This window comes from Dyella kyungheensis, from assembly GCF_049913195.1.
Taxonomy (GTDB): domain Bacteria; phylum Pseudomonadota; class Gammaproteobacteria; order Xanthomonadales; family Rhodanobacteraceae; genus Dyella; species Dyella kyungheensis.
Genome location: NZ_CP183983.1, coordinates 2,641,919 through 2,668,801 on the forward strand (window position 1 = coordinate 2,641,919; position 26,883 = coordinate 2,668,801).

A 26,883-nucleotide genomic window follows, 5' to 3' on the forward strand; every position below is an offset into this window, starting at 1 on the left:
TCTCCCACCTCGCCGTCAGGACACGCCCATGCCTCTGAAGTCACGTTATAGCCAACCCGTTTGGCTGGCCTCCGGTGTACGCACGCCGTTCTCCAAGGTCGACGGTGCATTGGCCTCGCAGGACGCCATCGCGCTGTCGGTGCCGGTGGTGCAGCACATGCTGGCCAGCCTGCCCGAGGGCAAGCGGCCGGACTTCGCCGCCTGGGGCGCGGTGGTGCCGAACCTCACCTGGAGCAACATCGCCCGCGAAGTGCTCATGGATGCCGGCGCACCGGCCACCATTCCCGCCTTCTCCACCATCATGGCCTGCTCGACCAGCATGATCGGCATGATCGAAGCGGCCGGCATGCTCGACAACGATAGCCTGCAGCTGGCCCTGGTCGGCGGCGTGGACAGTCTGAGCCGGGTCCAGCTGGGTCTTCCGCAAAGCCTCTCCGACTGGATCCGCCAGTTCCAGAAAGCGCGCTCGGTCGGTGAGAAGGTGTCGCACGCGCTCACGCTGAAAGCCGGCGACGTGCGGCTGTACATTCCCGGCATCGTCAACCGCACCTCGGGCCTGAGCATGGGCGAACACACCGAGATCACCGCCAAGGACTGGCACGTGCGCCGCGAGGACGAGGACGCCTGGGCACTGGACAGCCACCAGCACGCGGTGGCGGGCTGGAACAGCGGCTTCTTCGACGACCTGGTGATCCCCATCGGCGACTTCCGCCGCGACAGCATCCCGCGCGCCGATACCACGCTGGAAAAACTCGCCAAGCTCTCGCCCGCGTTCGACCGCACCACCGGGCAAGGCACGCTGACCGCGGGCAATTCGTCGCCGCTCACGGACGGCGCTGCCGGCCTGTGGGTATCGAGCGAGAAAGGCCTCGACCGGATACCCGCCCATGTGCCGCGCGTCAAGCTGGTGGACTGGGAAATCGCCGCCGTGGACTTCCGCGTGGAAGGCCTGCTGATGGCGCCCGCGTTCGCCATTCCCAAGCTGCTCGCGCGACACAACCTGCGCTACGACGACATCGGCCTGTGGGAAATCCACGAGGCATTCGCGGCGCAGGTGCTGTTCCATATCGCCGCGCTGGAAAGCCGCGAGTTCCTCACCCGCAAGGCCGGCGTCGACCGCGACTTCGGTCCCTTCCCGCGCGATCGGGTGAACCCGAACGGCGGCAGCCTCGCCCTTGGCCATCCGTTCGGCGCCACCGGCGCACGCATCCTCAGCCAGGCCGTGAAGGAGCTGGCCGCGCAGCCGGCGGGTACGCTCGCCATCATCAGCATCTGCGCCGACGGCGGCCAGGGCACGGTGGCGCTGCTCGAGGCGGGTTGATCCAACGCCAACGCGGCTTGCTACGATGCTCCCCACTTTGACAGGGGGAACACCATGGTCTTGCCGCGTTCGCTTTTTACCGTCGCCCTTGCGGGCTTGCTGTCCACCGCCGGTGCCTGGGCGGCCGACAGCAAGCCGGCCACCGATAAGGATTTCGTCGCCTACGATCAACCGCTGATCGCCTTCACCCACGCCACCGTGATCGACGGTACCGGCGCCAAGGCCGCACGCGACCAGACGCTGGTGATCGACAAGGGCCGCATCGTGGCGCTGGGCAAGAGCAGCAAGGTGAAGGTGCCTGCGGATGCGAAGGTCATCGACGCGAAGGGCAAGACCCTGATGCCCGGCTTCGTGATGGTGCACGAGCACATGTTCTATCCGGCCGGCGGCGTCGAATACAACGAGATGAGCTACAGCTTCCCCCGCCTGTACCTCGCCGGCGGCACCACCACGCTGCGCACTGCCGGTTCGATGATGCCGTACGCCGACATCAACGTGCGCGACGCCATCGCCAAGGGCACCGTGATCGGCCCCGACATGGACGTGACCGGCCCGTATCTCAACGGTCCCGGCCTGCCCATTCCCGCCGTGCACGTGCTGGGCGGCCCGGACGACGCCGAGCGCACGGTCAACTACTGGGCCGACGAAGGCGTCACCTCGTACAAGGCCTATATGCAGATCACCCGCGACGAGCTGAAGCGCGTGATCGATACCGCGCATGAGCGCAAGACCAAGGTCACCGCGCATCTGTGTTCGGTGACCTATCGCGAAGCGGTCGACATGGGCATCGACAACCTGGAGCACGGCTTCTTCGTCTCCAGCGATTTCGTCAAGGACAAGCAGCCGGACGTGTGCCCCAAGAGTCCCGGCGTCAACGATTCGCTGGCCGCCGTCGATCCGAAATCGGCCGACGTGAAACTGCTGATGCGCGACATGATCAACCACAAAGTGGCGCTCACCTCGACGCTCACCGTGTTCGAAACCTTCGTGCCGAACCGGCCCAAGGCGCCGCAGGGCGCGCTCGACCTGATGCTGCCCGAAGTGCGCGCGCAATACGAAGCGACCTGGAACAAGGTGCAGGACAGCAAGGCGAGAATGACGACGGAGACCTACCTCAAGCTCGCCCGCATGGAAAAGCAATACGCCGATGCCGGCGGCCTGCTGCTCGCCGGCACCGATCCCACCGGTTACGGCGGCGTGGTGCCGGGCTACTCGTCCAAGCGCGAAGTGGAACTGCTGGTGGAAGCCGGCTTCGGCTTCGAGCAGGCAGTCAAGGTGGCTACCTCCAACGGCGCGAAGTATCTGGGCCGCGATGCCGACGTCGGCACGCTGGCCGTGGGCAAGCGCGCCGACCTGGTGGTGATCGACGGAGATCCGGCCAAGCGCACCGCCGACATCGAACAGATGCCGTACGTGTTCAAGAACGGCGTGGGCTACGACACGCAGAAGATCTTCGAGGCGACGCGGGATACCGTGGGACTGCGCTGAAGTCGTGACATCGGCGCCCTCTCCGGGCGCCAACGACAAGTCGCGGTCCCCACGCCGTCATTCCGGCGCAGGCCGGAATCCAGTCGCCTCGGTAGGCATCATTACCACGAGACAGCCCGCGTCGGCTCATGGCGAAGACCGTACGCAAACGCTACTGGATTCCGGCCTGCGCCGGAATGACGACCTGGGGTGTTTGCGCGAGTGTCGAACAGGCTCTTAGAAATAAAGCTGCGCCCGCACTTCGAAGATGTGCGGGTTCACCTGCAGATTGCCGCGATCACTGAAAGCCCATACGTAGTTGGTCTGGAACTTCACATGCTCGCCGATGTACCAGTTGGCACCCAATGTCCAGTCGTGTTCCTTGCCGCCGGTGATGGCGCCGTCGTTGAGGTCCAGCTCGCTGTAGCGTAGCGCCAGTTCCACCGCGCCCCAGGCATGCGTGGGGCGCACGGCCTGCAGGTCGCGGCCGTTGTAGCGGCGGTCGGCCACGTTGCCGTCGCTGTAGAAACGCGACTCGCCAGTAAGCGTCCAGGTGGTGAACACGTAGAAGCCGTTCACGTCCACGTTGGGCTTGCCGTTGGTGCGATCCACCTGCGCCTGCAGGTACTCGCCCTGCAGCGACCATGGCCCGCGTATCCACAGCGCTTCGAAGCCCTGGCGTTGCACGCTCTTGCTGTAGGGAAGATTGCCCGTATCCACCAGGCGCACCGGCGAGAGCCCGGCTTCCGGGCGCGCGCGCAGACGCGCGGCCGGCGGCACCGAACCGTCGTCGGCCCAATCAAGTTTCTCCCGCGACGCGGACAGGCCAAGATGCAGCACGTCGCCAGGCTTGTTCCGCGGCATCCACGCCGCGCGTCCGGCCCAGGTGCGTCCCGGGTTGTTGCCGTCGAAATCCTTGCGCCAGAAATAGTCGCCGATGTTGACGATGAAATGCGGCCGCACGAATGCCCAGTCAACGCCTGCCCGGCGCCCTTCCCAGATCGCCTGCGTGGGCAACGCGGTTTCGATGAAGGTGGTGGCGGACGAACTGGTGACGCCTTCGAAACCCACCGGGGTCTTCGAATAGCCGAAGCGGAAGTTGCCCACGTCCTCGCCGATCACGCCGCCGCTGCGAAAACGCACGAACGCATCGGCCCACTGGTTGGCCTGGAAGTCGTACTGCGCGATGGCGTCGTACACGCCTGGCTTGCGCAGATAGAACCCGAAATAACGGCGCCGGTTGGTATTGGCGTCCTCGAACTTGCCGGCATCGTTGGAGAACTGGTTGACGTCGTACTGATAGAGCACGGCCAGGCCAAAGTCGGTGCCGTCGGATGCAGACACATGGGTGGGCCAGTTGCTGTAGACGTCATAGGTATCGGCGAGACCGCACAGCGGCCACGCGCAGGCAAGCACCATCGCGGTGAATGCGCGACGCGGTGTGATCACCGTGCTTGCGGACGTGGCTCGGTTCATGGTCTCGCCTCCCAACGAGTGAAAACATGCTGTCCAATCGCCGCTGGTGCCGGAAATGACTTTTGTGCATATGCACATGGCCCGGCAGCCGCATGTCGCCTGGCCAATCTACCCGTTCGCAACGCGCACGGAATGACCTCGCTGCTTGACGTGGCATAGACGCCCGCCCCCGCAACCTGATCACCGTTGCTGGTTGGCCATGGCCATGTACCCGACGCTGATCGTGCACAACGCGAAGATCCACACTGGCGTCGCGCAGCGGCCCGAGGTGCAGGCGCTGGCCGTGAACGGGCGGCGCATCGCCGCGGTGGGCACCAACGGCCAGATACGATCGCTCGCCGGCCCCGCCACGATGGTCATCGACGCGGGCAGGCGCCGCATCATTCCCGGGCTGATCGATGCGAACCAGCATCTGATCGCCACCGGCCTGGACTACAACCAGGAGCTTCGCTGGGACAGCGTGCCCAGCTTGAACGAGGCGCTGCGACTACTGGCCGACCAGGTGCAGCGCACGCCATCGCCACAATGGATACGCGTGGTGGGCGGTTTCTGCGAACACCAGTTCGCCGAGCAACGACTGCCGACGGTGGAGGAATTGAACCGGGTGGCGCCCTCCACGCCGGTCTACCTGCAGCACCTGCAGGATCGCGCCTTGCTCAACGCGGCCGCCATGGCCGCTTGCGGCTACGACGGGCAGACGCCCGATCCGCCGGGCGGCCATATCGAGTGGGACGATCAAGGCGTGCCGATGGGTTCGCTAATTGCCACGCCCACGCCGGAGCTGTTCCATCAAACGCTGGCCCATGCGCCGGTGCTGCCGCACGAATACCAGGTCAACAGCCTGCGCCAGGCCATGCGCGAACTGAATCGGCTGGGCATCACCAGCGTGATCGATGCCGGCGCTGCGCATCTGCGCTATCCGGACGATTACAAGGCGGTCGAAGAACTGGCCCATCATCATTTGCTCACCGTGCGGATGGCCTATCACCTGGCCGCGCAAACACCGGGCGGGGAAACCGGCGACTTCCTGCACTGGTCCACCATCAATCACTACGGCGACGGCGACGAACTGTTCCGCTTCAACGGCGCGGGCGAGGTGCTGGTGCATGCCGCCATGGATTACGACAACTTCCGCCAGCCGCCGCCGGCGTTCACCGCCCAGACGGCCGTCGAACTGGAAGACATCGTGAGCCGGCTGGTGGCGCGCGGATGGCCCTGGCGCATGCACGCCGTGTACGACGACACCATCGACATGGCGCTAGATGCCTTCGAACATGTCGATGCGGCGATGGGTTTGCGCGCCCTGCCCTGGTTCTTCGACGGCGCCGAAACGATCAGCGCGCGGAACATCGAGCGGGTGGCGCGCCTGGGCGGCGGCGTCAACGTGCAACCGCGCATGGCCTACCAGGGCGAATATTTTCTCGAACGCCACGGCGCGGACGTTGCCGCGCATACGCCCCCCATCCGCCGCATGCTCGATGCCGGCCTGCACGTGGGCGTCGGTTCGGGCGGTGCCACTGCAGCCAGCATGGATCCCTGGACGACGCTTTACTGGCTCACCACCGGCCGCACGCTGGGCGGCACCACGCTCTATCCGCCCGAGCACCGGCTGGACCGCGCGCAAGCGCTCGCGCTGCACACGCGGGACAACACCTGGTTCTCCGGCGAGCAAGGCAGCAAGGGCCAGCTCGACATCGGCCAGTGCGCCGATTTCGCCATCCTCTCGCAGGACTACTTCAGCGTGCCCGACGAGGACATCCGCCAGATCGAGTCCGAGCTCACCGTGATGGACGGGCGCGTGGTCTACGCGGATGGGGATTTCCGCGCTTTCGATCTCGCCCAGCCCAGACCGTTGCCGGAATGGTCGCCCGTCAATCACGGTGGCGGTTGCTGGCGAAATGCCCACCACGCGCAACAAGCCAGCGCTATCGCGTCAAGCGCACGCGATGGCGGCCGCGCTCAACGATGAAAGCGCAGCCGCCACGTCGCCTGTGACGTTTCTAGAAGCGCAAGCGGGCGAACAACGAGGGGCCCTGCAACTTCATGTCCAGGTTCGCCTGGTAGGACGGATGGTTCTGGTCGAGGCGAATGCGCGTGTAGCTGTATTCGGCGCCTACGCCCAGGTTCTCGATGGGGAACCATTCCAGGCCGAGCGCTGCGTTGTAGATATGGCCAGCGAGATTGCCGCCGTTCTTCTTCACGCCGTACGCATCGGCGTAGATGCGGAAGTTGTGCGAGAACGCGTGCCGCCAACCGAGCTGCAACACCGGCGCCCAGGCCGTTTCGTGGGTGCTGGCCACGGCGCTGCCGCCGAAGCCGTCGATGTCGACCTGCCCTTCGACGCGGGCCTTCACGCCGTAGTACGCCGCACCGATGCCGAGGCCGAACACGTCGCTGCCGGTCCCAAACCACCAGCGATAGGCCGCGCTGCCGAAGTTGAAGTTCAGTTTGCCGTCCACACGGGCGGAAGCGGGGAAGTCGTTGCCGTCGTAACTGATGTCGCGACTGATCGAGCGGCCGTGCGAGCGGTCGATGCCGAAGAAATCGAACGAAAAGCCCTGGTGGTCGCCGATCAGGAAATCCAGGCGTGCACGCGGCACTGCCTTATGCTCCCGGAAACCCAGGTCGTCCTCCAGACTGAAGTGGCCGCTGTAGCCGTCGATGAGGCCGCTGCGGCCGGTGGCGCCGATCTGGGTCTGCGTATCGGAATAGAACGCACCCAGCCAGATGCTGACACGGTCGAGTGCGGGGGAAGGATCGGCAAAGGCGGGGGCGCTGCCGAGCGCGGTGAGGGTCACGAGTGCAAGACGAGTGCAAAGACGCGTTTTCTTTTGTTGTTGTTTCATCGATGGTCTCCCTGGGCGGTGTGCGAACCCTAAGGAGGCAAATGTCGACAGACGGTCCCAGGAATGTGACCGTGGCGCAAAAGGGAAAGTGCACGGTCATCTATGTCGCCATCGCGTGTGCAATGTTTTGACAGCACGCGTACATCGTTTGCATCGCGCGTTGGCGCGCGGCATATCTCTTGTGCACATACGTGGGCATGGCGCGAACAAGGGACTTCCCAGGAACGTTCGATGCGATCGAACGTGTTCATCGAAAACATGGCACGGCAACGCCGACGCTGGCGCGCACCATCACTCCATCGACCACACACCACCCAAGGAAGCACGCCATGAACCGTTTCACCGACAAGACCATCCTCGTCACCGGCGGCAACAGCGGCATCGGCCTGGCCACTGCCCAGGCCTTCGCCGCCGAAGGCGCCCGCGTCGTCATCACCGGCCGCGATGAAGCGGCCCTGGAAAAGGCGCGCGCCGCCATCGGCCCGCAGGCCATCGCCATTCGCAACGACGCCAGCAGCGTCGCCGGCGCCAAGGAGCTGGCCAGCGCGCTGGGCGCCAAGGGGCTCCGTCTGGACGGCATCTTCCTCAATGCCGGCGTCGCCAAGCTCGCCCCGTTCGAGGCCATCGACGAGGCGCTGTGGGACCAGACCTTCAACGTCAACGTGAAGGGCCCCTACTTCCAGATCCAGGCCCTGCTGCCGCTGCTCAACAAGGGTGCCTCCATCGTCATCAACGGCTCGATCAACGCCCATATCGGCATGCCGACCTCATCGGCCTACGCCGCCAGCAAGGCCGCGGTGATTTCGCTGGCCAAGACGCTCTCGGCCGAGCTGCTGCCGCGCGGCGCGCGCGTGAACGTGGTGAGCCCCGGCCCGGTGGAAACGCCGCTCTACGGCAAGCTCGGCCTGGACCAAGCCAGCCTGGAAGCCACGGCGGCACAGATCCAGTCGCAGGTGCCGCTGGGTCGCTTCGGCACGGCCGCCGAAATCGCCTCGACCGTGCTGCATCTCACCGCGCCGGAATCGGCCTTCATCGTCGGCACCGAAATCATCACCGACGGCGGCATGAGCCAGCTGTAAGTACCGCGCATGACTGGAGCGGCCGGCGCCTGCCGGCCGCTTTGGCGCAGTTCGTCCCACTCTCGATACCCGCTGTTTTCTGGGAAAATGCCCCCATCTAGCTGGCACGGCCAGTACGGCAGACGGGTGAACAAGTGATCGAGTTGGTAGGTTTCGACGGCGACGACACGCTGTGGCACAGCGAGGGCTATTACCAGTCGGCGCATGCTGAATTCGAACGCATCATCGGCGAATACATCGATCTCGCCGATGTGCGCGTGCACGACCGGCTGCTGGCTACCGAGCGGCGCAATATCAAGCTGTTCGGCTATGGCGCCAAAGGCATGACGCTGTCGATGCTCGAATCGGCCATCGACATCACCGGCCAACGCATCAGCGCCACCGACCTCCATCGCATCATCGAACTGGGCAAACAGGTGCTGGCACATCCGGTGGACCTGTTGCCCGGCATCCGCGCCGCCGTGGAAGCGGTGGCCCAGCACCATCGCGTGGTGCTGATCACCAAGGGCGACCTGTTCCACCAGGAACAGAAGGTCGCCAGCAGCGGCCTGGCCGATCTGTTCCATCGCATCGAGATCGTGTCGGAGAAAGACGAGCGCGCCTACCGCACCGTGCTGGACGAATTCCAGCTCTCGCCCGCGGGCTTCGCCATGGTCGGCAATTCGCTGCGCTCGGACATCGCGCCGGTGGTGGAAATGGGCGGCTGGGGCGTCTACATGCCCTATCACGTCACCTGGGCCCACGAGACCGAGACCGATTTCGTCGATCACAGCTCGCGCGTGGTGCAGGTGGAAAATCCCGCCGGCATCGCCACCGCCATCGAGGAGTTGCAGGCTCGTGCAGTCGCCTGAGTTGACCATCGACGCATCGATCGGCACGACGGCAGCCGAGGTCGAGCGGGATCGTGCACGGCTGCGTGAGTTCGTGGAAGCGCATCCACGCCTGTTCGTGTTGACCGGCGCCGGCTGCAGCACCGACTCGGGCATTCCCGATTACCGCGACACCAATGGCGGCTGGAAACGCCCGCAACCGGTGACGTACCAAGCCTTCATGGGCGAAAAGGTCACGCGCCAGCGTTACTGGGCGCGCAGCCTGGTGGGTTGGCGCCGCTTCGGCCGCGCACAACCCAATGCCACCCATCGCGCGCTGGCCCGGCTCGAACAGCAGGGCCGCATCGCCACCTTGCTCACCCAGAACGTCGATGGACTGCACCAGGCGGCGGGGCATCGCAACGTGATCGACCTGCATGGGCGGCTGGATGAAGTGCGCTGCATGGGCTGCGACGCGCGCCTGCCGCGCAACGCGTTCCAGCAGGCGCTGGTGGAACGCAATCCCTCATGGGCCCTGCTCGACGCAGGCGACGCCCCGGATGGCGACGCCGATCTGGAAGGCCGCGACTTCTCGCGCTTCGATGTGCCACCTTGCCCGGCCTGCGGCGGCATCCTCAAGCCCGACGTGGTGTTCTTCGGCGAGAACGTGCCCCGTCATCGTGTTGACGCCGCCGTCACCTCGCTGAATGAGGCGGACGCCATGCTGGTCGTCGGCTCGTCGCTGATGGTGTTCTCGGGCTATCGGTTCGCCGCCGCCGCGGCGCGCGAAGGCAAACCGATCGCGGCGGTGAACCTGGGCAAGACCCGCGCCGATCCGCTGCTCAGTCTCAAGATCGAACAATCCTGCGCCGAGGCCTTGTCCTTCGTGTCATGAAGGCGCGGCGAGTCGCCCCTCGCGCATTGTCACCATTTGATGCAGAGTAGACGTCCCCGTTGTCTGGAATCACTGCATGAATGCCAGGCTTCAACATCGCGCCGCGTCGTCGCGCGCTTCTTCCGTCCACAGCAAGGACGCGCCGAGGAAGCCATCGGAATTCGAGCGCATCTGCACGACGCTGGACGGCTATTTCGCCAAGGCATTCGATGCGCGCAAGCGCCTGCTTGAACAACCCTACGACGCCAAGCTGCTGCATGCATGGCGGGTCAACCTGCGCCGCGTGACGGCCACGCTGAACGACCTTGCCACGCTGTCCGATGACGATCTGGGTGACGTGCTTGCGTATCTGAAGTCGTGCCGCGAGGCCACCGGGCAATCGCGCGATCTGGACATCCTGGCGCAAGAAACCCTGCCCGCCTTCCTGGACAAGGAAAGCGCCATGCCTGCCGGCGTCGGTGCCGCCCACAAGGCGCTGTCCGAACGGCAGCAGGAAGCGCACAAGCGGGCCGTCGTCGAACTCAAGAAGCACAACCTCGCGGCGTCGTTGCAGTCATGGCGTCACTGGGTGCAAACGGTCGAGCCGCCGACGGACAACCACATCCGCAAGTTGGCCGCCGCCGCGATCCAACAACGCTGGAGCACGCTCAAGAAGCGCGCGGCCAAACTCGACGGCGGACAGAAACGACTGCATCGCCTGCGCAGCGCCACCAAGAAGCTGCGCTACAGCATCGAGCTGTATCAGCATGCGTTTCCCAAGCAGGCCACGTCGGCCTGGATGAAACAGCTCGCCGACCTGCAGGGCCACCTCGGCGTTGCACACGACCGCATGATAGGTCGCACGCTGATCCGTGATTTCCTGGTCGCGGAAGATACGCAGACCCTGCTCAAGCCGTTTCGCGGCTGGGGCAAGCGCACCGCCTATCACGCGTCGGAAGAAGCCATGCAAGCGCTGAAGAAGCTGGAAAAGTTGAATGTCTTCTGGCGCAAGGCTGCGCATTGATTCGCAGCAAGCGCACGACATTCCGGACCAACCTCGATTTCCCTCACCGTCATTCCGGCGCAGGCCGGAATCCAGTGGCGTCGGTGCGAGATTTTCGCGAAGCGCTTATGCCGTCGGCCTGCAGCGACAACCCAATGCGCTCGCTACTGGATTCCGGCCTGCGCCGGAATGACGGTGAGGTATCTACATTGCCTGCGAGATTTCAGCGCCGGGCGCGGAAAAACTCGCGCAGCATGCTCGATGCCTCATCGGCCAACAAACCGCCTTCGACCGTCACCCGATGGTTATGGCGATCTGAAACCAGCGTATCGAACACGCTCCCGGCCGCGCCGGTCTTGGGATCGGTGGCCCCATACACCACACGCCCAATGCGGGCGTGCACCAGGGCCATCGAGCACATCGCGCACGGCTCCAGCGTGACGTACAACGTCGCCCCCGGCATGCGGTAGTTGGAGAGCTTCTCGCCCGCAGCACGCAGCGCCATGATTTCCGCATGCGCGCTCGGATCGTTGAGCGTGATGTTGCGGTTCCAGCCCAGCCCGATGATCTCCCCGTCCTGCACCAGCACGGCGCCGACCGGCACTTCGTTCTCCGCATCGCGTGCATGCATGGCAAGCTGCAGCGCGCGGCGCATGTAGCCCTCGTCTTCAGCGGAGAACGACGGCGGCGTGGCGGAGAAATCGTCGGTCATCAGATCGGCAAGCAGGTAGCGGGGCTGGCCATTCTATCGTCTGTGAGGCCGGCTAGACCGCCGTCGTGAGCGCCACGACAAAATCGAGAAAGGCTCGCACCTTGGCCGACGGATGATGGCGCGAGGGATACAGCGCATAGAGCGGAAAGCGCTCGTCCGGCCAGTCGGGAAACAGCTCCACCAGCTTGCCGCTGGCCAGCAACGGCGCGGTCGCCACCGCCATCACCTGGGCAATCCCATAACCGGCCACGCAGGCGCTGTGCATGGTGCCCCCGTCGTTGACCACCAGCCGGCCGGACGTCCTGACGGTCACTCGCTTGCGTTTGCGATGGAACTCCCACGGAAAGGTGTGCCCGGTCGCCGGATCGCGGAACTCGATGCAGACGTGCCGGTCGCCTTCCAGTTCCTGCGGATGCTCGGGTCGACCATGCCGGCGCAGGTACGCCGGCGAGGCCACGGTCACAATGCGTGTCTCCAGCAGCTTGCGTGCCACCAGGCTGGAATCGGGCGGCTCGCCAAAGCGCACGGCCAGATCGAAGCCGTCCGCCACGATGTCGCCCAGTTGATCGCGCGTGGCCAGTTCCACCTGCAACTGCGGATGGGCATCCATGAATTCGCTGATGCGGGGCGCCAGTACCAGGCGCGAGAACAGGGGATCCAGGTGGACACGCAAGCGCCCACGCACCCTCGTGGCCCCCTCCGCCGCACCTGCCGCAGCCTCCTCCAGCCCCGCCAGCAAGGGCATCACTTGCGCATGCAAGCGGCGCCCTTCGTCGGTCAGGCGCACCGATCGCGTGGTGCGATCGAACAACCGGATGCCCAGCCGCGCCTCCAGCCGCGCGATGGCGCGACTGACGCCGGGCGGCGACATGTCCAGCATCTCGCCAGCCGCGGCGAAGCTGCCGCCGTCCACTACGGCGGTGAACACGCTCATGCCATTGAGGATGCGCTCGTCGAAGGCCATCGATTCGTGCTCTTTTGTCACTTATCCATTGTCATTGATGTTATCGCGAAATGAGTGGCCGGCGCCCAGAATCCTCGCCCAAGCGCGGCATGGCCGCCAACACGAGGATTTCCGAACATGTATGCCGTGATGGGTGTGACGGGCCAGGTAGGCGGCCAGGTGGCAAACGGGTTGCTGGCTGCGGGCCAGCGCGTGCGCGCGGTGCTGCGCGACGAGGCCAAGGCTGGGCCGTGGATCGAGCGCGGCTGCGGGATCGCCATTGCCGGCAGCGACGATGCGGATGCGCTGGCCACTGCCTTCGAAGGCACCGAGGGCGTGTTCCTGATGATTCCGCCCGACTACGATCCAGCGCCGGGCTTTCCCGCCGTGCAGAAGGTGATCGCTGCCGTCAGTCGCGCTGTCGAAGCGGCGCGACCGGGCAAACTGGTGTTCCTGTCCACGGTGGGCGCCCATGTGGAAGAGTTCTCGCTGTTGAACAACTCCCGCCTGGTCGAGTCCGCCCTGCGCAACCTGCCCGTTCCCACCGGCTTCGTGCGGGCGGCATGGTTCATGGAAAATGCCTCATGGGATGTCGCCGCAGCCCGCACGGGCGTGATTCCCAGCTTCCTGCAGCCGCTGGACCATCCGATTCCCATGGTTGCGACCGCCGATATCGCCCGCACCATCGTGGCGACGCTGCAGGATCAGTGGCAAGGTACGCGCGTGATCGAACTGGAAGGACCGCAGCGCTACTCGGCGATCGACATCGCCAACGGTTTCGCTGCCGTTCTTGGCCACCCTGTGCGCACCGAACCGGTGCCACGCGACACCTGGAAACCGCTGTTCCTCACGCAGGGTATGCAGCATCCCGAACCACGCATGCGTATGCTTGACGGCTTCAACGAAGGCTGGATCGATTTCGAGCACGGCCCGTCCGGTTCGCTCAAGGCCGCCACCACGCTGGACAGCGTGTTGCGCCGCGTGGTCGAACGTTCTTCCTGACGCCCCATGGCGAGGCACTTATGACAACGAAGCCGCAGACCGCATTCATCGTCGGCGCCTCGCGTGGGCTCGGTCTCGCCCTGGCCGCCGAATATCTCGAGCGCGGTTGGCACGTCATCGCCACCGTGCGCGGATCGGCACGCACCAAGCTGCACGACCTCAAGGCAGCGGCCGGCGGCCGGCTCGAGATCGAACCACTCGACATCGATATACCGAGCGACGTGGCCGCCCTGCGTCAACGACTGGATGGCCGCACGCTCGACGTGCTGTTCGTCAATGCCGGCGTCGCCATCGACCCGGACAAGTCGATGACCGAGATCGATACCGACGCCTTCACCCGCATGATGGTGACCAACGCACTCAGCCCCATCCGCATCATCGAGGCGTTCGACGCGCTGGTGGCACCACGCGGCACCATCGTGGCCATGTCGTCGGAACTGGGCAGCGTCAGCGACAACACCGACGGCGGCTGGGAGGGCTATCGGGCCAGCAAGGCCGCGCTCAACACCCTGATGCGCAGCTACGCGGCCCGCCACAGCGCGAGTCCACGCACGCTGCTGCTGATCGCGCCCGGCTGGGTGCGCACGGACATGGGTGGCGCAGGCGCGCCACTCGAGGTCGGCGACAGCATCCCGCGCGTGGTGGACGTGGTGGCCTCGCAGGCCGGCCGCCGCGGCCTGCAGTACCTCGACTACCAGGGCGAAACCGTGCCGTGGTGAAGATCGCCACCAGCGACTAGAACGTCATCCGCATACCCACTCTTGCGGCCGCCTGCTCACCCGTCGACGACGGTCCCATATAGGGCAGTGCCGCCACCGCCAACTGGCCCGTCGAATCCACGCCAGTGGCCTGCTGACGGTACAGCAGCGCATAAAGCAGGACCTGTTTGGAGAGGGTGCACCATGCGCCCGCATTCCATTGCTGATAGGTCGCGGTCTGGCCCTTGGTGTAATCGTACGAAGCGCCCAGCAACCACGCGGATGTCAGCTTGTAGGTGGCGAGCAGCTCGTAGTTGTTGAACGTGGCGGTGCCCGAGAACGGTGTCGACGACGTGCGAACCACATCCTCGAAGCGGGTCGACGTATAGGTGAACCCGACCAGTGCCTGGCCCCGGCGGTAGTTGACGCCTGCACCCGTCTCCACCAGCGCCTTCGCCGAAACATAGCCGCGGAATATCGGGCTGGCGATCGGATTGACGAAGCTTGCTCCCGCAACGGGGCTCGCCCCCGCATCGTATAGCGACGTCGCCGGCTTGCCGATATAGGAGTAGAACGCGCTCGAACTCAGGGCCTCGTTCGCATAGCTGACGCTGACCGAGTGCTTGCTGCCCACCGTGGACTCGCTCGCCCCGCCCGCGGGACCGTACAGTGCCGCAAACTTGAAGCCGGCGAATACCGGCGAGTTGTACTTGATCACACCCGTGAGCGAATAGCTTCCCCACATGTTGTCCTGGTCTGACGCATGGCTCGCCGCCACGCCACCGAATCGTCCGGCGCCCGACAAACCGATAAGCGAATCGAGCACCAGATCGTACTGCCGCCCCAGCGTTACCACGCCGTAGGGCGATTCCACTCCCGCAAAGGCCTGGCGCCCGAACACGCGTCCGCCATTGGCGAGCTTGCCGGTGTTGATGTCGAAGCCGCCTTCCAGATGGCCGATCACGCGATAGCCGTTGTCCAGCTTGAAATCGACCAGCAGCCCGAACTTGCTGCTGCCGAGACCGCCATTGGTGAGCTTGACCTGGCTGTGGCCCGATTGGTTGGTGGTGTAAGTGAGGCCGTCGTCCAGTGCTCCATAGAGAACGGCATTTTCGGCGTGGCACGTCAGCGCCATCGTCAACGCGGCTGCAGCGACAAATCTTTTCATGGCCAATCCACCCCTGTGTATTGAACAGACGATTGAAGCGAGGTCTTTCGAGCGATGCGTGGGAAGCCACGCGATGGTTCAGCGGGCCAGCAACGCCGGCACGACCAGGTGGGCAAGGATTCGAACGAGATCGATCTCGAGATGGGCGTAGCGCCCTGGCGCATCGAGCATGTTCAAGCTGCCGAGCACCCTGCCGCGCCAACGGACCGGCATGTTCACGACGCTGCCCAGGCCCAGAGAAGCCAGCCGCTGGTGATAGGCGAAGGCCGAGGCAAGCTCCTCCTCGCTATGGCCGACAAACGGCAGGCCCAGATGCAATACCTGCTCGGCCCAGGCCGACGATGCGACGGGATCGAGCGCTCCCTCGGGATAGGTCGCCGGATCGCTGGAATAGAGCCGCGTGGCAAGGGTCATGGCATCGTCGTAGACGAGAATCGTCAGCAACCGGTGTCCGACCATGCGTTGCAACGCCGAGTCCACGGCATGGAATACGTCGTGCGTGCCTTTCGCCTGGAAGCAGGCCCGTTCGATCAGGACCAGTTCGTGGGGCAGATGATCCCTCATGGGCTGCCCTCCTCTGCCGCGATGGCCTCCAGCGACAAGCCCGTGGTCTGCGGCCCGAGCAGGATCACCGCGCACACACCTGCCGCCAGCACCACCGTGGTCATGGCGAACACGCCACCGAAGCCGAGCACCGGATACAGCAGTCCCACCAGCAACGGAGCACTGATGGCACCGATGCGCCCCACTGCCGACGAACTGCCCGCACCGATCGCACGGATCGCAGTGGGAAAGATTTCCGCCGTGTAAGCGTAGACGCCGGCATAGGCGCCATTCATCGCAAACGAGAGACACGCGCCGGCCAGCAGGATCGCCTGATGATCGTGGGCGAAAGCCATCGCCAGGGCGAAGGCCGTACCCATCGTCATGTACAGCACGATGGTGCCTTTGCGCCCGATTTTTTCGTTCAGCAGTGCTGCCGAGAAATAGCCTGGAATCTGCGCCAGATAGATGATGAACGAGTAGCCGAAGCTCTGCGTGATGCCCATCCCTTTCTGCATCAGCAGGCCGGGAATCCAGGTAAAGAACAGGTAGTAGCTGAAGGTGAGCGAGAGCCACATCAGCCAGGCCATCGTCGTGACGCGCGCCTGCCTGCCGTGCCACAGGCCTTGCAACAAGACCTTCAACGACGGTCGTCCCAGATCCTTTCCGCTCGCTGCCGCCGCCTCCGCTGCCGTGTCGGATGACGGCGTACGCTGGTCGAAGGTCGATTCGATCTTGGCGATGATCGCCCTCGCCTCTGCATGCCGTCCGCGACTTTCGAGCCAGCGCGGCGATTCATCGAGCGAGCGCCGCCACCACAGCAACATGCCTACCGGCAATGCGGTGATGATGAGCACGACCCGCCAGCCTTCCGCGGATGAGCGGACGACGAAATAGCCGAGCGCCGCGGCGGCCACGAAGCCGAACGAGAAGAAACCGGTGAGCGCGCCAACGAAGGTGCCGCGATAGCGCTTGGCCACGAACTCCGCCAGGTACGGCGCGATGATGGCGCTCTCTGCCCCGGTGCCGATGCCCGCGATGATGCGCAAGACCAGGAACATCGACCACGACGTCGACCACGCCGAGGCCAACGAAGCTGCTGCATAGATGGCCAGCGCATACATCATCACGCGACGCCGGCCGAACACGTCGCCGAGCAAACCCGCGCCAAGCGCACCGAAGAAGAAACCGATGTACGCCACGCTGCCCAGCACGCCGGTCTGCGCGCTGCTCAAGCTCCATAGCGAGCGCAGCACCGGCAGGATGAAGGCCAATACAGCCGTGTCCATTGCATCGAATGCGTAGCCCAGGCCACCGATGAGGAACAGGCGGCGGTGGTAGCGGGCGTACGGCCAGCTTTCCGTTCTTGACGAAACGAATGACAAAGTAACCCCCCTGCGTCGGCGAGCGACGCGGTTTGAAGAGAACGACGATGGGACGGGAACCGCGGCCATCCCCATGGCCACGCAGCGTTGCCGTGTCCGGTGTTTGGACCTTTCAGGCTGGGGGGCGAGTGAGTCGGTCGACCACCGGCTTGCCTGCCTTGAGCACCATCCGAAGATTGCGTTCGTGTTGGAAAGCGCGCAGATCGCGCAGAGGGTCACCGTCCATGACCAGCAGATCGGCACACGCCCCCTTGGCGATGACGCCCAACCGCCCCGACGCTCCTATCAGCTCTGCATTGACATGAGTCGCACTGCGCAGGACTTGCGCGGGCGACATCACCTGTTGGCGCAGCACGAGTTCGTCGCACTGCAGATCGTGCATGTCGCCCAGCAGATCCGAGCCCAGCGCGATCTTCACCCCGGCCGCCTGCGCGATGCGTATCGCCTCGAGGCCGCGGTCTTTCACCTGGGCGCACTTCTCCAGCATGGCGGGCGACCAGCCCAGCGCGCTGCCGCGCTCGGCCAACGCCGCGTAAGTGGCCAGCGTGGGCACCAGATAAACGCCGTATCGCGCCATCAACTCGGCCGTCTGTTCGTCGAGCAGGTTGCCGTGCTCGATCGAGCGCACGCCCGCTCGCACGGCCCGACTGATCGCCTCCGGCGAATACGCGTGCGCCATCACGTAAGTCCTGGCCGCGTCCGCCTCCTCCACGATTGCGCCCAGTTCCTCAGTGGAGAATTGCAGGCCGTCGAGTGGATCGTTTGGCGTCGAGATGCCGCCACCGGCCATCACCTTGATGTGATGGGCGCCGTTGCGGATCTGCTCCCGTACCGCGCGCCGAACCTCGGGCACGCCGTCGGCGACGTAACCGAGCAGGCCGGCCGAGCCGCAGCAGATGCAACTGCCATGGGAAAAGTGTGGCGGACGCGGGTCACCGTGACCGCCGGTCTGCGTGATGGCCTGTCCCGCAATCAATAGCCGCGGCCCGACGATATGTCCTTGTTCGATCGCCTGCACCAGACCCGAATCAGCCCCGCCTGCATCCCGCACCGTGGTGTAGCCACGCCGAAGCATGGCCTCCAGCACCGTCTCGGTGTGGGCGGCAATCAGCGATTGCGTCATCAATGAGAGTTTGAAGAAGTCAGCGACGATCGCTGTGACATGCACGTGTGCATCGATCAATCCTGGAAGCAGGGTAAGACCGTCGAGCGCAATGCTGGCTCCCCCGTTGTCAGGCAAATCTCCCTGGACGACGGCGGTGATGGTCTCGTCCTCGATGCGCACAGACATGCCGGTTAGAAGCTCGCCGGTAGTGCTGTCGAACATGCTCGCGTTGCGGAACGTCAACGATGTCATCGGCGATTCCCTTCGTAGGCCGTGGCATCGATTGTGTTGAGCGCCAGCTATGCGAACAATGACATCGCCCTGACAACGTCTTTGCCTTCAAGGCAACACTGTCTTCCCGATGTTTCGCCAAGGATTGCGAATGAATGGTCTGTCGATGGGCCGACTGAAGTACCTGTTCGAAGCAGCGCGACTGGGCAGCATGCGCGCAGCGGCAGACTTCCTGGACGTCGCGCCTTCAGTGGTCAGCCGGCAGATCGCCGAGCTGGAGAAAGTGACTTGCACGCCGGTGATGGAAACCAATCGCCGTGGCGCCAAGCCGACCGAAGCCGGCCGCTTGCTGATCGAGCACTACCGCAACCACCTGGCCCAGGAGGAATCGCTGGCGTCGCGCTTGAATGCGCTGGCGGGTTTGTCGATCGGCACAGTAAGCATTGGCGCCGTGCAGGGCTTTGCCGATGACCTCATGCGACACGTGCTGCAGCCGTTCCATGCACAGCATCCCGGCATCGCCATCCATCTGCAGCTGGGCAGCATCAACGACATCCTTGGCTGGCTCGAGCAGGATGAGGTTCACCTCGGCCTGATTTATGGTCCCGGCTTTCACTCGCACCAGGGGCGCTTGAAAGAGGTGCGGTCCCACCCGCAGCCGTTGTGCGTGGTCGTATGCGCGCAGCATCCGATGGCCGAAGCCACCTTGTTGCAGGTCGGAACGCTGTTCGAGCATCCGTTTGCGCTGGCGCATGCCGGCTTCGGCACACGCAAGATCGTCGAGCAGATCGAAGCCGCCGCGCATCGACGTCTCAAGCTGGCAATGGAATCGGATCACCTGATCTGCCTGACCGGTTTCGCCCGCTGCGGCATGGGTGCGACCCTCCTTCCCGCCTTTGCCGTCTACGACGATCTCCAGCGCGGAACCCTGAAAGCGATTCCCGTGGCCCACCCCTTGCTCACCGAGGTACAGGCCCAACTGGTGGCCCGGCGCGGTCGGGCGCTGCCCGCCGCCGCGCAGCGACTGCAGCGCCATATCGTTCAGCACATGGAGGCGTTCAATGCGTTGAGCGCGTCGGGGTAATCCGCTCCTAGGGGCGAAAACCGCGACACCTGGCGAGTGCGCTCAGGCCTGGATGTAGACCCAGGCCTGCTTGCCCGACTTCAGCCGCACGGCGACCCGCTGGTAGTCGGCGACCTCGTAGCGATCGGCCGCGGCCAGCTCAGCCGCAGTGATGCGGAACACCTTGCCGGCGACTTCGTCCGACGGGTTGTCGCCGGGCGCGACGATGGGATGGAATTGCTCGCCGCTCTGGCGCAGCACCTCGGGATCGGTGATCTCGATCAGCGTGCGATGGTAGCCCGGCATGGCGTCATCGTCGCCCTCGAGCACGCGTCCGAACGAGGCCAGCTGCACGCGCTCGAGCTGCAGGGTGCCGTAGGAGAACAACAGCTCGTCGCGGGCCTCGTCCACCATCATCCAACGTCCCTTTGATATCAACGAATTACGGCGACTTCCTGAGAAAGTCGCCGTCACCCCGAAGTCCGGAACTCACTCCCACTCAATGGTTGCGGGCGGCTTGCCACTGATGTCATAAACGACACGAGAAACACCGCGTAACTCATTGATAATACGATTTGAAACCTTGCCAAGGAAGTCGTACGGCAGGTGCGCCCAATGCGCCGTCATGAAGTCGATCGTCTCGACCGCACGCAGGGCAATCACCCATTCGTAGGCTCGGGCATCGCCCACCACGCCCACCGACTTCACCGGCAGGAACACGGCGAAGGCCTGGCTGGTCTTGTCGTACAGATCCCAGGCGCGCAGCTCTTCGATGAAGATGGCGTCGGCGCGGGCCAGCAGCTCGGCGTATTCGGGCTTCACTTCGCCCAGGATGCGCACGCCCAGGCCAGGGCCAGGGAACGGATGGCGGTAGACCATGGCGCGCGGCAGGCCGAGTTCCACGCCGATGCGGCGCACCTCGTCCTTGAACAGCTCGCGCAGCGGCTCGACCAGCTTGAGTTTCATGTGCTCCGGCAGGCCGCCCACGTTGTGGTGGCTCTTGATCACGTGCGCCTTGCCGGTCTTGCTGCCGGCGGACTCGATCACGTCCGGATAGATGGTGCCCTGGGCCAGCCACTTCACCTGGCCGTGGCCGGCGTTGGTGACCTTGGCCGATTCCTCGTCGAAGATTTCCACGAACAGGCGGCCGATGATCTTGCGCTTGGCTTCCGGATCGGCCTCGCCTTCCAGCGCCTTGAAGTAGCGCTCGGCGGCATTGACGCGGATCACCTTCACGCCCATGTGCTCGGCCATGGTGGCCATCACCTGGTCGCCTTCCTGGAAGCGCAGCAGGCCCGTATCGACGAACACGCAGGTCAGCTGGTCGCCGATGGCCCGGTGCAGCAGCGCGGCCACCACGGACGAATCCACGCCGCCGGAAAGACCAAGCAGTACGTGATCGTTGCCAACCTGCTCGCGCACGCGGGCGATCTGGTCTTCGATGATGTGCGCGGCGGTCCACAGCGTCTGGCAGCCACAGATTTCCGTGACGAACCGCTTAAGCAGCGCGGTGCCCTGCTTGGTGTGCGTCACTTCCGGATGGAACTGCACGCCGTACCAGCGCTTGTCCTCGTTTTCCATCACGGCGACCGGAATGCGGTCGGTGGTGCCGGTGATCACGAAGCCCGGCGGCGCCTGGGACACGTGGTCGCCATGGCTCATCCAGACGTCCAGGCGATGGGCGCTGTCGTGGTCGCTCAGGCCCGCGAACAGGCGGCTGGTCGTCGCGATGTCGACTTCGGCATGGCCGAATTCGCGCGCGTCGGCGGCTTCGGTAGCGCCACCCAGCTGCGCGGCCAGGGTCTGCATGCCGTAGCAGATGCCCAGGATCGGCAGTTGGGAATCGAACACTTCCTGCGGCGCCTTGGGCGCATCCGGCAAGGTGGTCGACTCGGGACCGCCGGACAGGATGATGCCCTTGGCGCCGAACGCGGCGATCTCGGCCGGGTCGTGATCCCACGCCCAGATTTCGCAGTAGACGCCGATCTCGCGCACGCGGCGGGCGATCAGCTGCGTGTACTGCGCGCCGAAATCGAGGATGAGGATTTTGTCGCTATGGATGTCGGTCACGGTCCGGCTCCGGTGCGCTGCAGGCTTGCCCTGCCCGCGCTTGATTCAGTGAATGCGAAGGCGACGCGCGTGGGCGTCGCCTCCCGTTAAAACGAATGCGCCGGCCATCGGGCCGGCGCGTATCCCTCAGGAATTGAGCCGGTAATTCGGCGCTTCCTTGGTGATCTGGATGTCGTGCGGGTGCGCTTCAGTGACGCCGGCGCCGGTCACCTTCACGAACTGCGCGTTGTTGCGCACATCGTCGACCGTGGCGGCACCGAGGTAACCCATCGAGGCACGCAGGCCACCGATCAGCTGGTGGATGATGTTGCGCAGCGAACCACGGTACGGCACGCGACCTTCGATGCCTTCGGGCACCAGCTTGTCGGCGTCGGCTTCGTCCTGGAAATAGCGGTCCTTGGAACCCAGCGCCATCGCACCCAGCGAACCCATGCCGCGGTAGCTCTTGTACTGGCGGCCTTGGAACAGCTCCACATCGCCCGGCGATTCTTCGGTACCGGCAAACATCGAACCCAGCATCACGGTGGACGCACCAGCGGCGAGCGCCTTGGGAATGTCGCCCGAGTAGCGGATGCCTCCATCGGCGATCAGCGGGATTTCGTCCTTCAGTGCCGTAGCCACCAGATCGATGGCCGTGATCTGCGGCACACCGACACCGGCGACAACGCGCGTGGTGCAGATCGAGCCGGGACCCACGCCCACCTTCACCGCATCGACGCCGGCATCGAGCAGCGCACGCGCCGCTTCGCCGGTAACGATATTGCCGGCAATCACCTGCACCTGCGGGTAGCGCTTCTTCACCCAGCCGGCGCGATCGATCACGCCCTGCGAATGGCCGTGCGCGGTATCGACCACCAGCACGTCCACGCCGGCGTCGACCAGCGCTTCGATACGCGCCTCGGTATCGCCACCGACGCCGACGGCTGCTCCAACCAGCAGGCGCTCGAGGCGATCCTTGGCGGCGTTCGGGTTGTCGCGGGCTTTCTGGATGTCCTTGACGGTGATCAGGCCACGCAGTTGGAAGTCGTCGTTGACCACCAGCACTTTCTCGATGCGGTGCTTGTGCAGCAGCTGCAGCACTTCATCCTGGCTGGCGCCTTCACGCACCGTCACCAGCTTCTCCTGGCGGGTCATGATGTTGCGCACGGGATCTTCATGCTTGCGCTCGAAGCGCAGATCGCGGCTGGTGACGATGCCGACCAGCTGTTCGCCATCCACCACCGGCACGCCGGAGATGTTGTGCGCCCGGGTCAGCTGCAGCACTTCGCGAATGGAAGTATTCGGGCCAACCGAAATGGGGCTGCGAATCACGCCGGCTTCGAACTTCTTCACCAGGCGCACTTCAGCGGCCTGCTGCTCGGCGGTCATGTTCTTGTGGATGATGCCGATGCCGCCCTGCTGGGCCATGGTGATGGCGAGGCGGGCTTCGGTCACCGTGTCCATCGCGGCGGACACGATGGGAATGTTCAGTCGCAGGTTCCGGGTGAGCCGCGTGGAAGTATCTACGTCACGTGGCAGAACGGCCGAATGGGCCGGAACGAGGTAAACATCGTCGTAGGTGAGAGCCTCGGCGAGGATGCGCATGCGTTTTGTCCCGCTGCAAAGAGGAGATTATACGCAGAAGGCCTAGGCCTCGCCACACTCCGTATGAACGAAAAGTCGGCCAGACCCGCTGCAGGATGGCCGCTTGCATGTGGTTTGACGTCGCAGTTTTCAAGGTCGCGGAGCCTGCTCCCCTGTGGGAGCGCGGCAGCCTATCGCTTCGTAGGTTTGTCGCGCACAAGTGCGCTCCCACAAAAAATCTGCGCTCAGGCCTGCTGCGCAGCCTCGCGTGCTTCCGCCGCTTCGAGCGTGTTTTCCAGCAGCGTCGCCACCGTCATGGGACCGACGCCACCCGGCACCGGCGTGATCCAGCTGGCGCGTTCGGCGGCGGTCGCGAAGTCCACGTCGCCCACCAGGCGGCCGTCTTCCAGGCGGTTGATACCCACGTCCACCACCACCGCACCCGGCTTGATCCATTCGCCCTTGACCAGACCCGGGCGACCGACCGCGACGATCACGATGTCCGCCTGGCGCACGAAGCCTTCCAGGTCACGGGTGAACTTGTGGCAGCAGGTGGTGGTGCAGCCGGCGATCAACAGTTCCAGCGCCAGCGGGCGACCGACGTGGTTGGACACGCCCACCACCACCGCATGCTGGCCGCGCACCGGACGGTCGGTGTGGCCGAGCAAGGTCATCACGCCCCGCGGCGTGCACGGACGCAGGCCGAAGCGGCGCAGCGCCAGGCGGCCCACGTTGACGGCCTGGAATCCGTCCACGTCCTTGCCCGGATCGATGCGGTCGACCAGCGCGTCCTCGTCGATGTGCTCGGGCAACGGCGACTGCACCAGGATGCCGTGCACTGCCGGGTCGGCATTGAGCCGGTCGATCAGCGCGATCAGTTCTTCCTGCGTGGTGCTCGCAGGCAGATCGAAATCGAACGAGCGGAAGCCAACCTGATGGCAGGCTTTGCGTTTATTGCGAACGTAGACGGAGGAACCGGCGTCGTCGCCCACCAGCACCACGGCAAGGCCGGGCACCTCCAGGTTCCTGGCAACGCGCTCGGCGACCCGGCGCCCGATCCGCTCCATCAGTTCCTGCGCAATGCGTTTGCCGTCGAGGATGCGTGCGCTCATGATCGGGACCGTCTACAAAGAAACCCATTATCCCGGCTTGGCCGCACGCACACAAACGATCCCGCATGACCGACACAGCCAACTTGCCCGCCTCTCTCGAACTCGACGCGCAAGGCCTGCGCCTGCGGCCGTGGCGACCCGACGACGCGCAGGCGCTGTTCGAGGCCACCCGCGAGTCGATCGCTTCGGTTTCGCCCTGGCTGCCCTGGCTGCACGAGGGTTACAGCCTGGAGGACAGCGCGAACTGGATCGCCGAATGCCAGGCCGGCCGCGAGCGTGGCGACGTCCACGACTTTGGCGTGTTCGATGCGCAAGGGCGCGTGCTGGGCGATCTGGCGCTCAACCGCATCGACCCGAAACGAGGCAGCGCCAATCTCGGTTACTGGGTGCGCGAGTCGGCCCAGGGCCAGGGCGTCGCCACGCGCGCGACCCGCGCGATCGCCGCGTTCGGTTTCCAGGTACTCGGCCTGGTCCGCATCGAGATCGTGATCGGCGTCGACAACCTGGCGAGCCGGCGCACCGCCGAGCGCCTGGGCGCCCATTTCGACGGGATCTCGCCCAACCGCATCATTCTCGATGGCAAGGCCCTTCCGGCAGCCGTGTACTCGTTGCTGCCGCCCGAGCGCGACGACGCCTCGCCCGGACCGGCACTGGAAGACAGTCAGGTGCGGCTGCGCCCTTACCGTTCGACCGATGCCCCGGCACTGCATGCCGCCTTGCACGAGTCGATGAAAACCATTGGCCGTTGGCAGTCCTGGTGCACACCTGCCTACAGCCTGGAGGATGCCCGCCGCTGGGTCGCGCAAACCCGCCTGGCCTGGCAGGGCGTCGGCGACGAATGCGCGCTGGCCATCGCCGATCGCAGCAGCGACGAGGTGATCGGCAGCGTCGCCCTCAATCATTGGCAGCCCGACATCGGCATGGCCAACCTGGGCTACTGGGTGCGCCAGTCGCGCCAGGAGCAAGGCGTTGCCACCGCGGCCGTCCGCCTGCTGGCGCGGCATGCATTGCGCGCCACCGATCTGCGGCGGCTGGAGATCGTGGTCGCCGCCGACAATCACGCCAGTCGACGCGTTGCCGAACGCGCCGGCGCGCACCTCGAGGGCGTCGCCCGCCACCGGCTCATGCTGCGTGGCGAGCCGGTGGACGCGGCGATCTACTCGCTGATTGCCCGTGACCTGCGCTGATCAACCCGCCGCGGCGCACATCTGCAGCAGGTCTTCGTAGCCCTGGAACGTGGCGCCTTCAGCGCAGCCGGGGCAAGCGGGATCGCGCGGCAGACGCGTTTCGCGAAAGCGCATGGCGAGCGCATCGAAGTTGAGCAGGCGACCGACCAGCGGATCGCCGATCTCGAGAATGAGCTTGAGCGCCTCGGTGGCCTGCAACAGACCCACGATGCCGGGCAGCACACCCAGCACGCCCGCCTCGCTGCAATTGGGTGCATCGGCGGCGGCGGGCGGCTCGGGGAACAGGCAGCGATAGCATGGCGAATCGGCGCGGCGCGGATCGAACACGCTGACCTGGCCGCTGAAACGTTCCACCGCACCGTAGACCATCGGAAGGCGCAAGCGCTGGGACGCTGCCGCCACGAGATAGCGCGCGGGAAAGTTGTCCGCGCCATCGATGACCAGGTCGTGGTCGATCAACAGTCGCTCGACGTTGTCGGCCTGCAGGCGTTCGTTGCGGATCTCCACGCGCACACGCGGATTGAGCGCGGCCAGTGCGATCCGTGCCGATTCGGTCTTGGCCATGCCGACGCGCGCATCCGCATGGATGATCTGCCGATGCAGATTGGATCGTTCGACGCGATCGTCGTCGATGAGCGTGAGTTGCCCGACACCGGCCGCCGCCAGATACAGCGCAGCCGGCGCACCAAGACCACCCGCCCCCAGCAACGCCACGCGCGCGGACGCCAGTTTTGTCTGCCCTGCCTCGCCTACCTGCGGCAATTGCAGTTGGCGTGCATAGCGTTCGGCGGCGTCGCTGTCGAGCGCCCCCTGAGCCACCGGCAGGCCCTCCGTTTTCCATTGCTGGAAACCGCCGGCGACCGAGGCCACGTGCTCATAACCCATGCGCTGCAGTGCTTCGGCGGCGAGCAGGGAGCGCTGTCCGCTGCCGCACAACAGAAGCACCGGATGGGTACGATCGGGCAGCAGCTGCTCGATCCGCAGTTCGAGAAAACCGCGCGACACACCGACGGCACCCAGCGGCAGGCCGCTGGCACGTTCGCCATCCTCGCGCACGTCGATCAGCAGGCTGCCTTGCGCCTGCCGGGCCAGGGCTTCGGCCGGGGATATCTCGGGAATGCTGGCGCGCAGGGAGGCCAGCCAGCTGTCGCGGTTGAGGCTCGTCATCGCGTTAGCTTACTCCAGCGCACCCGCCACCTGCCTGTGAGAGCGCACCCTGTGCGCGA

24 protein-coding genes are annotated in these 26,883 nt (G+C 65.2%); 11 read left to right on the plus strand and 13 right to left on the minus strand.

Going from position 1 to position 26,883, the window contains the following annotated elements; genetic code table 11:
* Positions 1-28: 28 nt before the first annotated feature.
* Both ACN9MB_RS11665 and ACN9MB_RS11670 read left to right on the plus strand, forming a co-directional pair.
* On the plus strand, positions 29-1,321 hold the full coding sequence (locus ACN9MB_RS11665; RefSeq protein WP_426268952.1) for a thiolase family protein: 1,293 nt from the start codon (positions 29-31) through the stop codon (positions 1,319-1,321).
* 54 nt (positions 1,322-1,375) lie between these two features.
* The gene (locus ACN9MB_RS11670; RefSeq protein ID WP_426268953.1) at positions 1,376-2,809 is read left to right on the plus strand and encodes an amidohydrolase family protein; all 1,434 of its coding nucleotides are present in this window, start codon (positions 1,376-1,378) and stop codon (positions 2,807-2,809) included.
* 216 nt (positions 2,810-3,025) lie between these two features.
* Here the strand turns inward: ACN9MB_RS11670 and ACN9MB_RS11675 are convergent, their stop codons facing one another.
* A complete protein-coding gene (locus ACN9MB_RS11675; protein ID WP_426268954.1) occupies positions 3,026-4,264 on the minus strand; it encodes an OprO/OprP family phosphate-selective porin in 1,239 nt (412 codons plus the stop codon).
* A 199-nt stretch (positions 4,265-4,463) separates the two neighbouring features.
* Between ACN9MB_RS11675 and ACN9MB_RS11680 the strand changes: the two genes are divergently transcribed.
* Positions 4,464-6,233: an amidohydrolase gene (locus ACN9MB_RS11680; protein WP_426268956.1), complete on the plus strand. Its 1,770-nt coding sequence runs from the start codon at positions 4,464-4,466 to the stop codon at positions 6,231-6,233.
* Between the two features lie 31 nt (positions 6,234-6,264).
* Here ACN9MB_RS11680 and ACN9MB_RS11685 read toward each other — a convergent pair whose 3' ends face one another.
* A complete protein-coding gene (locus tag ACN9MB_RS11685) occupies positions 6,265-7,110 on the minus strand; it encodes a hypothetical protein (RefSeq protein ID WP_204636473.1) in 846 nt (281 codons plus the stop codon).
* A 329-nt stretch (positions 7,111-7,439) separates the two neighbouring features.
* Between ACN9MB_RS11685 and ACN9MB_RS11690 the strand changes: the two genes are divergently transcribed.
* The 4 genes from ACN9MB_RS11690 (at position 7,440) to ACN9MB_RS11705 (ending at position 10,896) form a co-directional block, all read left to right on the plus strand.
* A complete protein-coding gene (locus tag ACN9MB_RS11690; RefSeq protein WP_204636472.1) occupies positions 7,440-8,189 on the plus strand; it encodes an SDR family oxidoreductase in 750 nt (249 codons plus the stop codon).
* Positions 8,190-8,323: 134 nt separating this feature from the next.
* Complete coding sequence (locus tag ACN9MB_RS11695; protein WP_426268957.1) at positions 8,324-9,040, plus strand: HAD family hydrolase; 717 nt, start codon at positions 8,324-8,326, stop codon at positions 9,038-9,040.
* Positions 9,041-9,059: 19 nt separating this feature from the next.
* Positions 9,060-9,893, plus strand: coding sequence for an NAD-dependent protein deacetylase (locus ACN9MB_RS11700; RefSeq protein ID WP_426271910.1), 834 nt, complete (start codon positions 9,060-9,062; stop codon positions 9,891-9,893).
* A gap of 76 nt (positions 9,894-9,969) precedes the next feature.
* Positions 9,970-10,896 carry a CHAD domain-containing protein gene (locus ACN9MB_RS11705; protein WP_204636470.1) on the plus strand — a complete coding sequence of 309 codons (927 nt, stop codon included), beginning with the start codon at positions 9,970-9,972 and terminating at the stop codon, positions 10,894-10,896.
* 202 nt (positions 10,897-11,098) lie between these two features.
* Here ACN9MB_RS11705 and tadA read toward each other — a convergent pair whose 3' ends face one another.
* Positions 11,099-11,587 carry a tRNA adenosine(34) deaminase TadA gene (gene tadA / locus ACN9MB_RS11710; RefSeq protein WP_204636469.1) on the minus strand — a complete coding sequence of 163 codons (489 nt, stop codon included), beginning with the start codon at positions 11,585-11,587 and terminating at the stop codon, positions 11,099-11,101.
* Positions 11,588-11,639: 52 nt separating this feature from the next.
* Positions 11,640-12,551, minus strand: coding sequence for a LysR family transcriptional regulator (locus ACN9MB_RS11715; protein WP_204636635.1), 912 nt, complete (start codon positions 12,549-12,551; stop codon positions 11,640-11,642).
* Between the two features lie 117 nt (positions 12,552-12,668).
* Here ACN9MB_RS11715 and ACN9MB_RS11720 point away from each other — a divergent pair, with 117 nt between their 5' ends.
* Together ACN9MB_RS11720 and ACN9MB_RS11725 are read left to right on the plus strand one after the other, a co-directional pair.
* Complete coding sequence (locus ACN9MB_RS11720; protein ID WP_426268958.1) at positions 12,669-13,532, plus strand: NmrA family NAD(P)-binding protein; 864 nt, start codon at positions 12,669-12,671, stop codon at positions 13,530-13,532.
* A gap of 20 nt (positions 13,533-13,552) precedes the next feature.
* Entirely contained in the window at positions 13,553-14,251 is a 699-nt protein-coding gene (locus tag ACN9MB_RS11725) for an SDR family NAD(P)-dependent oxidoreductase (RefSeq protein ID WP_426268959.1), read from the plus strand.
* Between the two features lie 16 nt (positions 14,252-14,267).
* On the opposite strand, the gene ACN9MB_RS11730 is transcribed toward ACN9MB_RS11725, so the two are convergent.
* The 4 genes from ACN9MB_RS11730 to ACN9MB_RS11745 all read right to left on the minus strand — a co-directional run bounded on the left by ACN9MB_RS11730 (position 14,268) and on the right by ACN9MB_RS11745 (position 18,653).
* On the minus strand, positions 14,268-15,398 hold the full coding sequence (locus ACN9MB_RS11730; RefSeq protein ID WP_426268960.1) for a porin: 1,131 nt from the start codon (positions 15,396-15,398) through the stop codon (positions 14,268-14,270).
* Between the two features lie 78 nt (positions 15,399-15,476).
* Entirely contained in the window at positions 15,477-15,962 is a 486-nt protein-coding gene (locus ACN9MB_RS11735) for a GAF domain-containing protein (RefSeq protein ID WP_426268961.1), read from the minus strand.
* Positions 15,959-17,326, minus strand: coding sequence for an MFS transporter (locus tag ACN9MB_RS11740; protein WP_426268962.1), 1,368 nt, complete (start codon positions 17,324-17,326; stop codon positions 15,959-15,961). The genes ACN9MB_RS11735 and ACN9MB_RS11740 overlap by 4 nt, the downstream gene beginning before the upstream one ends.
* 112 nt (positions 17,327-17,438) lie before the next feature.
* Positions 17,439-18,653, minus strand: coding sequence for an amidohydrolase family protein (locus tag ACN9MB_RS11745; RefSeq protein WP_426268963.1), 1,215 nt, complete (start codon positions 18,651-18,653; stop codon positions 17,439-17,441).
* Between the two features lie 160 nt (positions 18,654-18,813).
* Between ACN9MB_RS11745 and ACN9MB_RS11750 the strand changes: the two genes are divergently transcribed.
* On the plus strand, positions 18,814-19,746 hold the full coding sequence (locus ACN9MB_RS11750; RefSeq protein ID WP_426268964.1) for a LysR family transcriptional regulator: 933 nt from the start codon (positions 18,814-18,816) through the stop codon (positions 19,744-19,746).
* A 42-nt stretch (positions 19,747-19,788) separates the two neighbouring features.
* Here the strand turns inward: ACN9MB_RS11750 and ACN9MB_RS11755 are convergent, their stop codons facing one another.
* The 4 genes from ACN9MB_RS11755 to folD all read right to left on the minus strand — a co-directional run bounded on the left by ACN9MB_RS11755 (position 19,789) and on the right by folD (position 24,470).
* On the minus strand, positions 19,789-20,142 hold the full coding sequence (locus tag ACN9MB_RS11755) for a gamma-glutamylcyclotransferase family protein (protein WP_426268965.1): 354 nt from the start codon (positions 20,140-20,142) through the stop codon (positions 19,789-19,791).
* Between the two features lie 72 nt (positions 20,143-20,214).
* Positions 20,215-21,795, minus strand: coding sequence for a glutamine-hydrolyzing GMP synthase (gene guaA / locus ACN9MB_RS11760; RefSeq protein ID WP_426268966.1), 1,581 nt, complete (start codon positions 21,793-21,795; stop codon positions 20,215-20,217).
* Between the two features lie 126 nt (positions 21,796-21,921).
* A complete protein-coding gene (gene guaB / locus ACN9MB_RS11765) occupies positions 21,922-23,379 on the minus strand; it encodes an IMP dehydrogenase (RefSeq protein WP_426268967.1) in 1,458 nt (485 codons plus the stop codon).
* Positions 23,380-23,603: 224 nt separating this feature from the next.
* Positions 23,604-24,470 carry a bifunctional methylenetetrahydrofolate dehydrogenase/methenyltetrahydrofolate cyclohydrolase FolD gene (gene folD / locus ACN9MB_RS11770; protein WP_426268968.1) on the minus strand — a complete coding sequence of 289 codons (867 nt, stop codon included), beginning with the start codon at positions 24,468-24,470 and terminating at the stop codon, positions 23,604-23,606.
* A 65-nt stretch (positions 24,471-24,535) separates the two neighbouring features.
* Between folD and ACN9MB_RS11775 the strand changes: the two genes are divergently transcribed.
* Positions 24,536-25,657, plus strand: a complete 1,122-nt coding sequence (locus ACN9MB_RS11775; protein ID WP_426268969.1) for a GNAT family N-acetyltransferase — start codon at positions 24,536-24,538, stop codon at positions 25,655-25,657.
* Here ACN9MB_RS11775 and moeB read toward each other — a convergent pair whose 3' ends face one another.
* Positions 25,658-26,824: a molybdopterin-synthase adenylyltransferase MoeB gene (gene moeB / locus ACN9MB_RS11780; RefSeq protein WP_426268970.1), complete on the minus strand. Its 1,167-nt coding sequence runs from the start codon at positions 26,822-26,824 to the stop codon at positions 25,658-25,660.
* Positions 26,825-26,883 lie beyond the last annotated feature (59 nt).

Excerpts from the sequence above, each read along its gene's own strand:
- ACN9MB_RS11665 (WP_426268952.1), top strand. The coding sequence starts at position 29 with ATGCCTCTGAAGTCACGTTATAGCCAACCCGTTTGGCTGGCCTCCGGT.
- folD (WP_426268968.1), bottom strand. The coding sequence starts at position 24,470 with ATGAGCGCACGCATCCTCGACGGCAAACGCATTGCGCAGGAACTGATG.
- ACN9MB_RS11775 (WP_426268969.1), top strand. The coding sequence starts at position 24,536 with ATGACCGACACAGCCAACTTGCCCGCCTCTCTCGAACTCGACGCGCAA.
- ACN9MB_RS11705 (WP_204636470.1), top strand. The coding sequence starts at position 9,970 with ATGAATGCCAGGCTTCAACATCGCGCCGCGTCGTCGCGCGCTTCTTCC.
- ACN9MB_RS11685 (WP_204636473.1), bottom strand. The coding sequence starts at position 7,110 with ATGAAACAACAACAAAAGAAAACGCGTCTTTGCACTCGTCTTGCACTC.
- ACN9MB_RS11690 (WP_204636472.1), top strand. The coding sequence starts at position 7,440 with ATGAACCGTTTCACCGACAAGACCATCCTCGTCACCGGCGGCAACAGC.
- ACN9MB_RS11735 (WP_426268961.1), bottom strand. The coding sequence starts at position 15,962 with ATGAGGGATCATCTGCCCCACGAACTGGTCCTGATCGAACGGGCCTGC.
- ACN9MB_RS11725 (WP_426268959.1), top strand. The coding sequence starts at position 13,553 with ATGACAACGAAGCCGCAGACCGCATTCATCGTCGGCGCCTCGCGTGGG.
- ACN9MB_RS11680 (WP_426268956.1), top strand. The coding sequence starts at position 4,464 with ATGGCCATGTACCCGACGCTGATCGTGCACAACGCGAAGATCCACACT.
- ACN9MB_RS11670 (WP_426268953.1), top strand. The coding sequence starts at position 1,376 with ATGGTCTTGCCGCGTTCGCTTTTTACCGTCGCCCTTGCGGGCTTGCTG.
- ACN9MB_RS11730 (WP_426268960.1), bottom strand. The coding sequence starts at position 15,398 with ATGAAAAGATTTGTCGCTGCAGCCGCGTTGACGATGGCGCTGACGTGC.
- tadA (WP_204636469.1), bottom strand. The coding sequence starts at position 11,587 with ATGACCGACGATTTCTCCGCCACGCCGCCGTCGTTCTCCGCTGAAGAC.
- ACN9MB_RS11755 (WP_426268965.1), bottom strand. The coding sequence starts at position 20,142 with ATGATGGTGGACGAGGCCCGCGACGAGCTGTTGTTCTCCTACGGCACC.
- ACN9MB_RS11745 (WP_426268963.1), bottom strand. The coding sequence starts at position 18,653 with ATGTTCGACAGCACTACCGGCGAGCTTCTAACCGGCATGTCTGTGCGC.
- ACN9MB_RS11720 (WP_426268958.1), top strand. The coding sequence starts at position 12,669 with ATGTATGCCGTGATGGGTGTGACGGGCCAGGTAGGCGGCCAGGTGGCA.
- ACN9MB_RS11715 (WP_204636635.1), bottom strand. The coding sequence starts at position 12,551 with ATGGCCTTCGACGAGCGCATCCTCAATGGCATGAGCGTGTTCACCGCC.
- ACN9MB_RS11750 (WP_426268964.1), top strand. The coding sequence starts at position 18,814 with ATGAATGGTCTGTCGATGGGCCGACTGAAGTACCTGTTCGAAGCAGCG.
- moeB (WP_426268970.1), bottom strand. The coding sequence starts at position 26,824 with ATGACGAGCCTCAACCGCGACAGCTGGCTGGCCTCCCTGCGCGCCAGC.
- guaB (WP_426268967.1), bottom strand. The coding sequence starts at position 23,379 with ATGCGCATCCTCGCCGAGGCTCTCACCTACGACGATGTTTACCTCGTT.
- ACN9MB_RS11675 (WP_426268954.1), bottom strand. The coding sequence starts at position 4,264 with ATGAACCGAGCCACGTCCGCAAGCACGGTGATCACACCGCGTCGCGCA.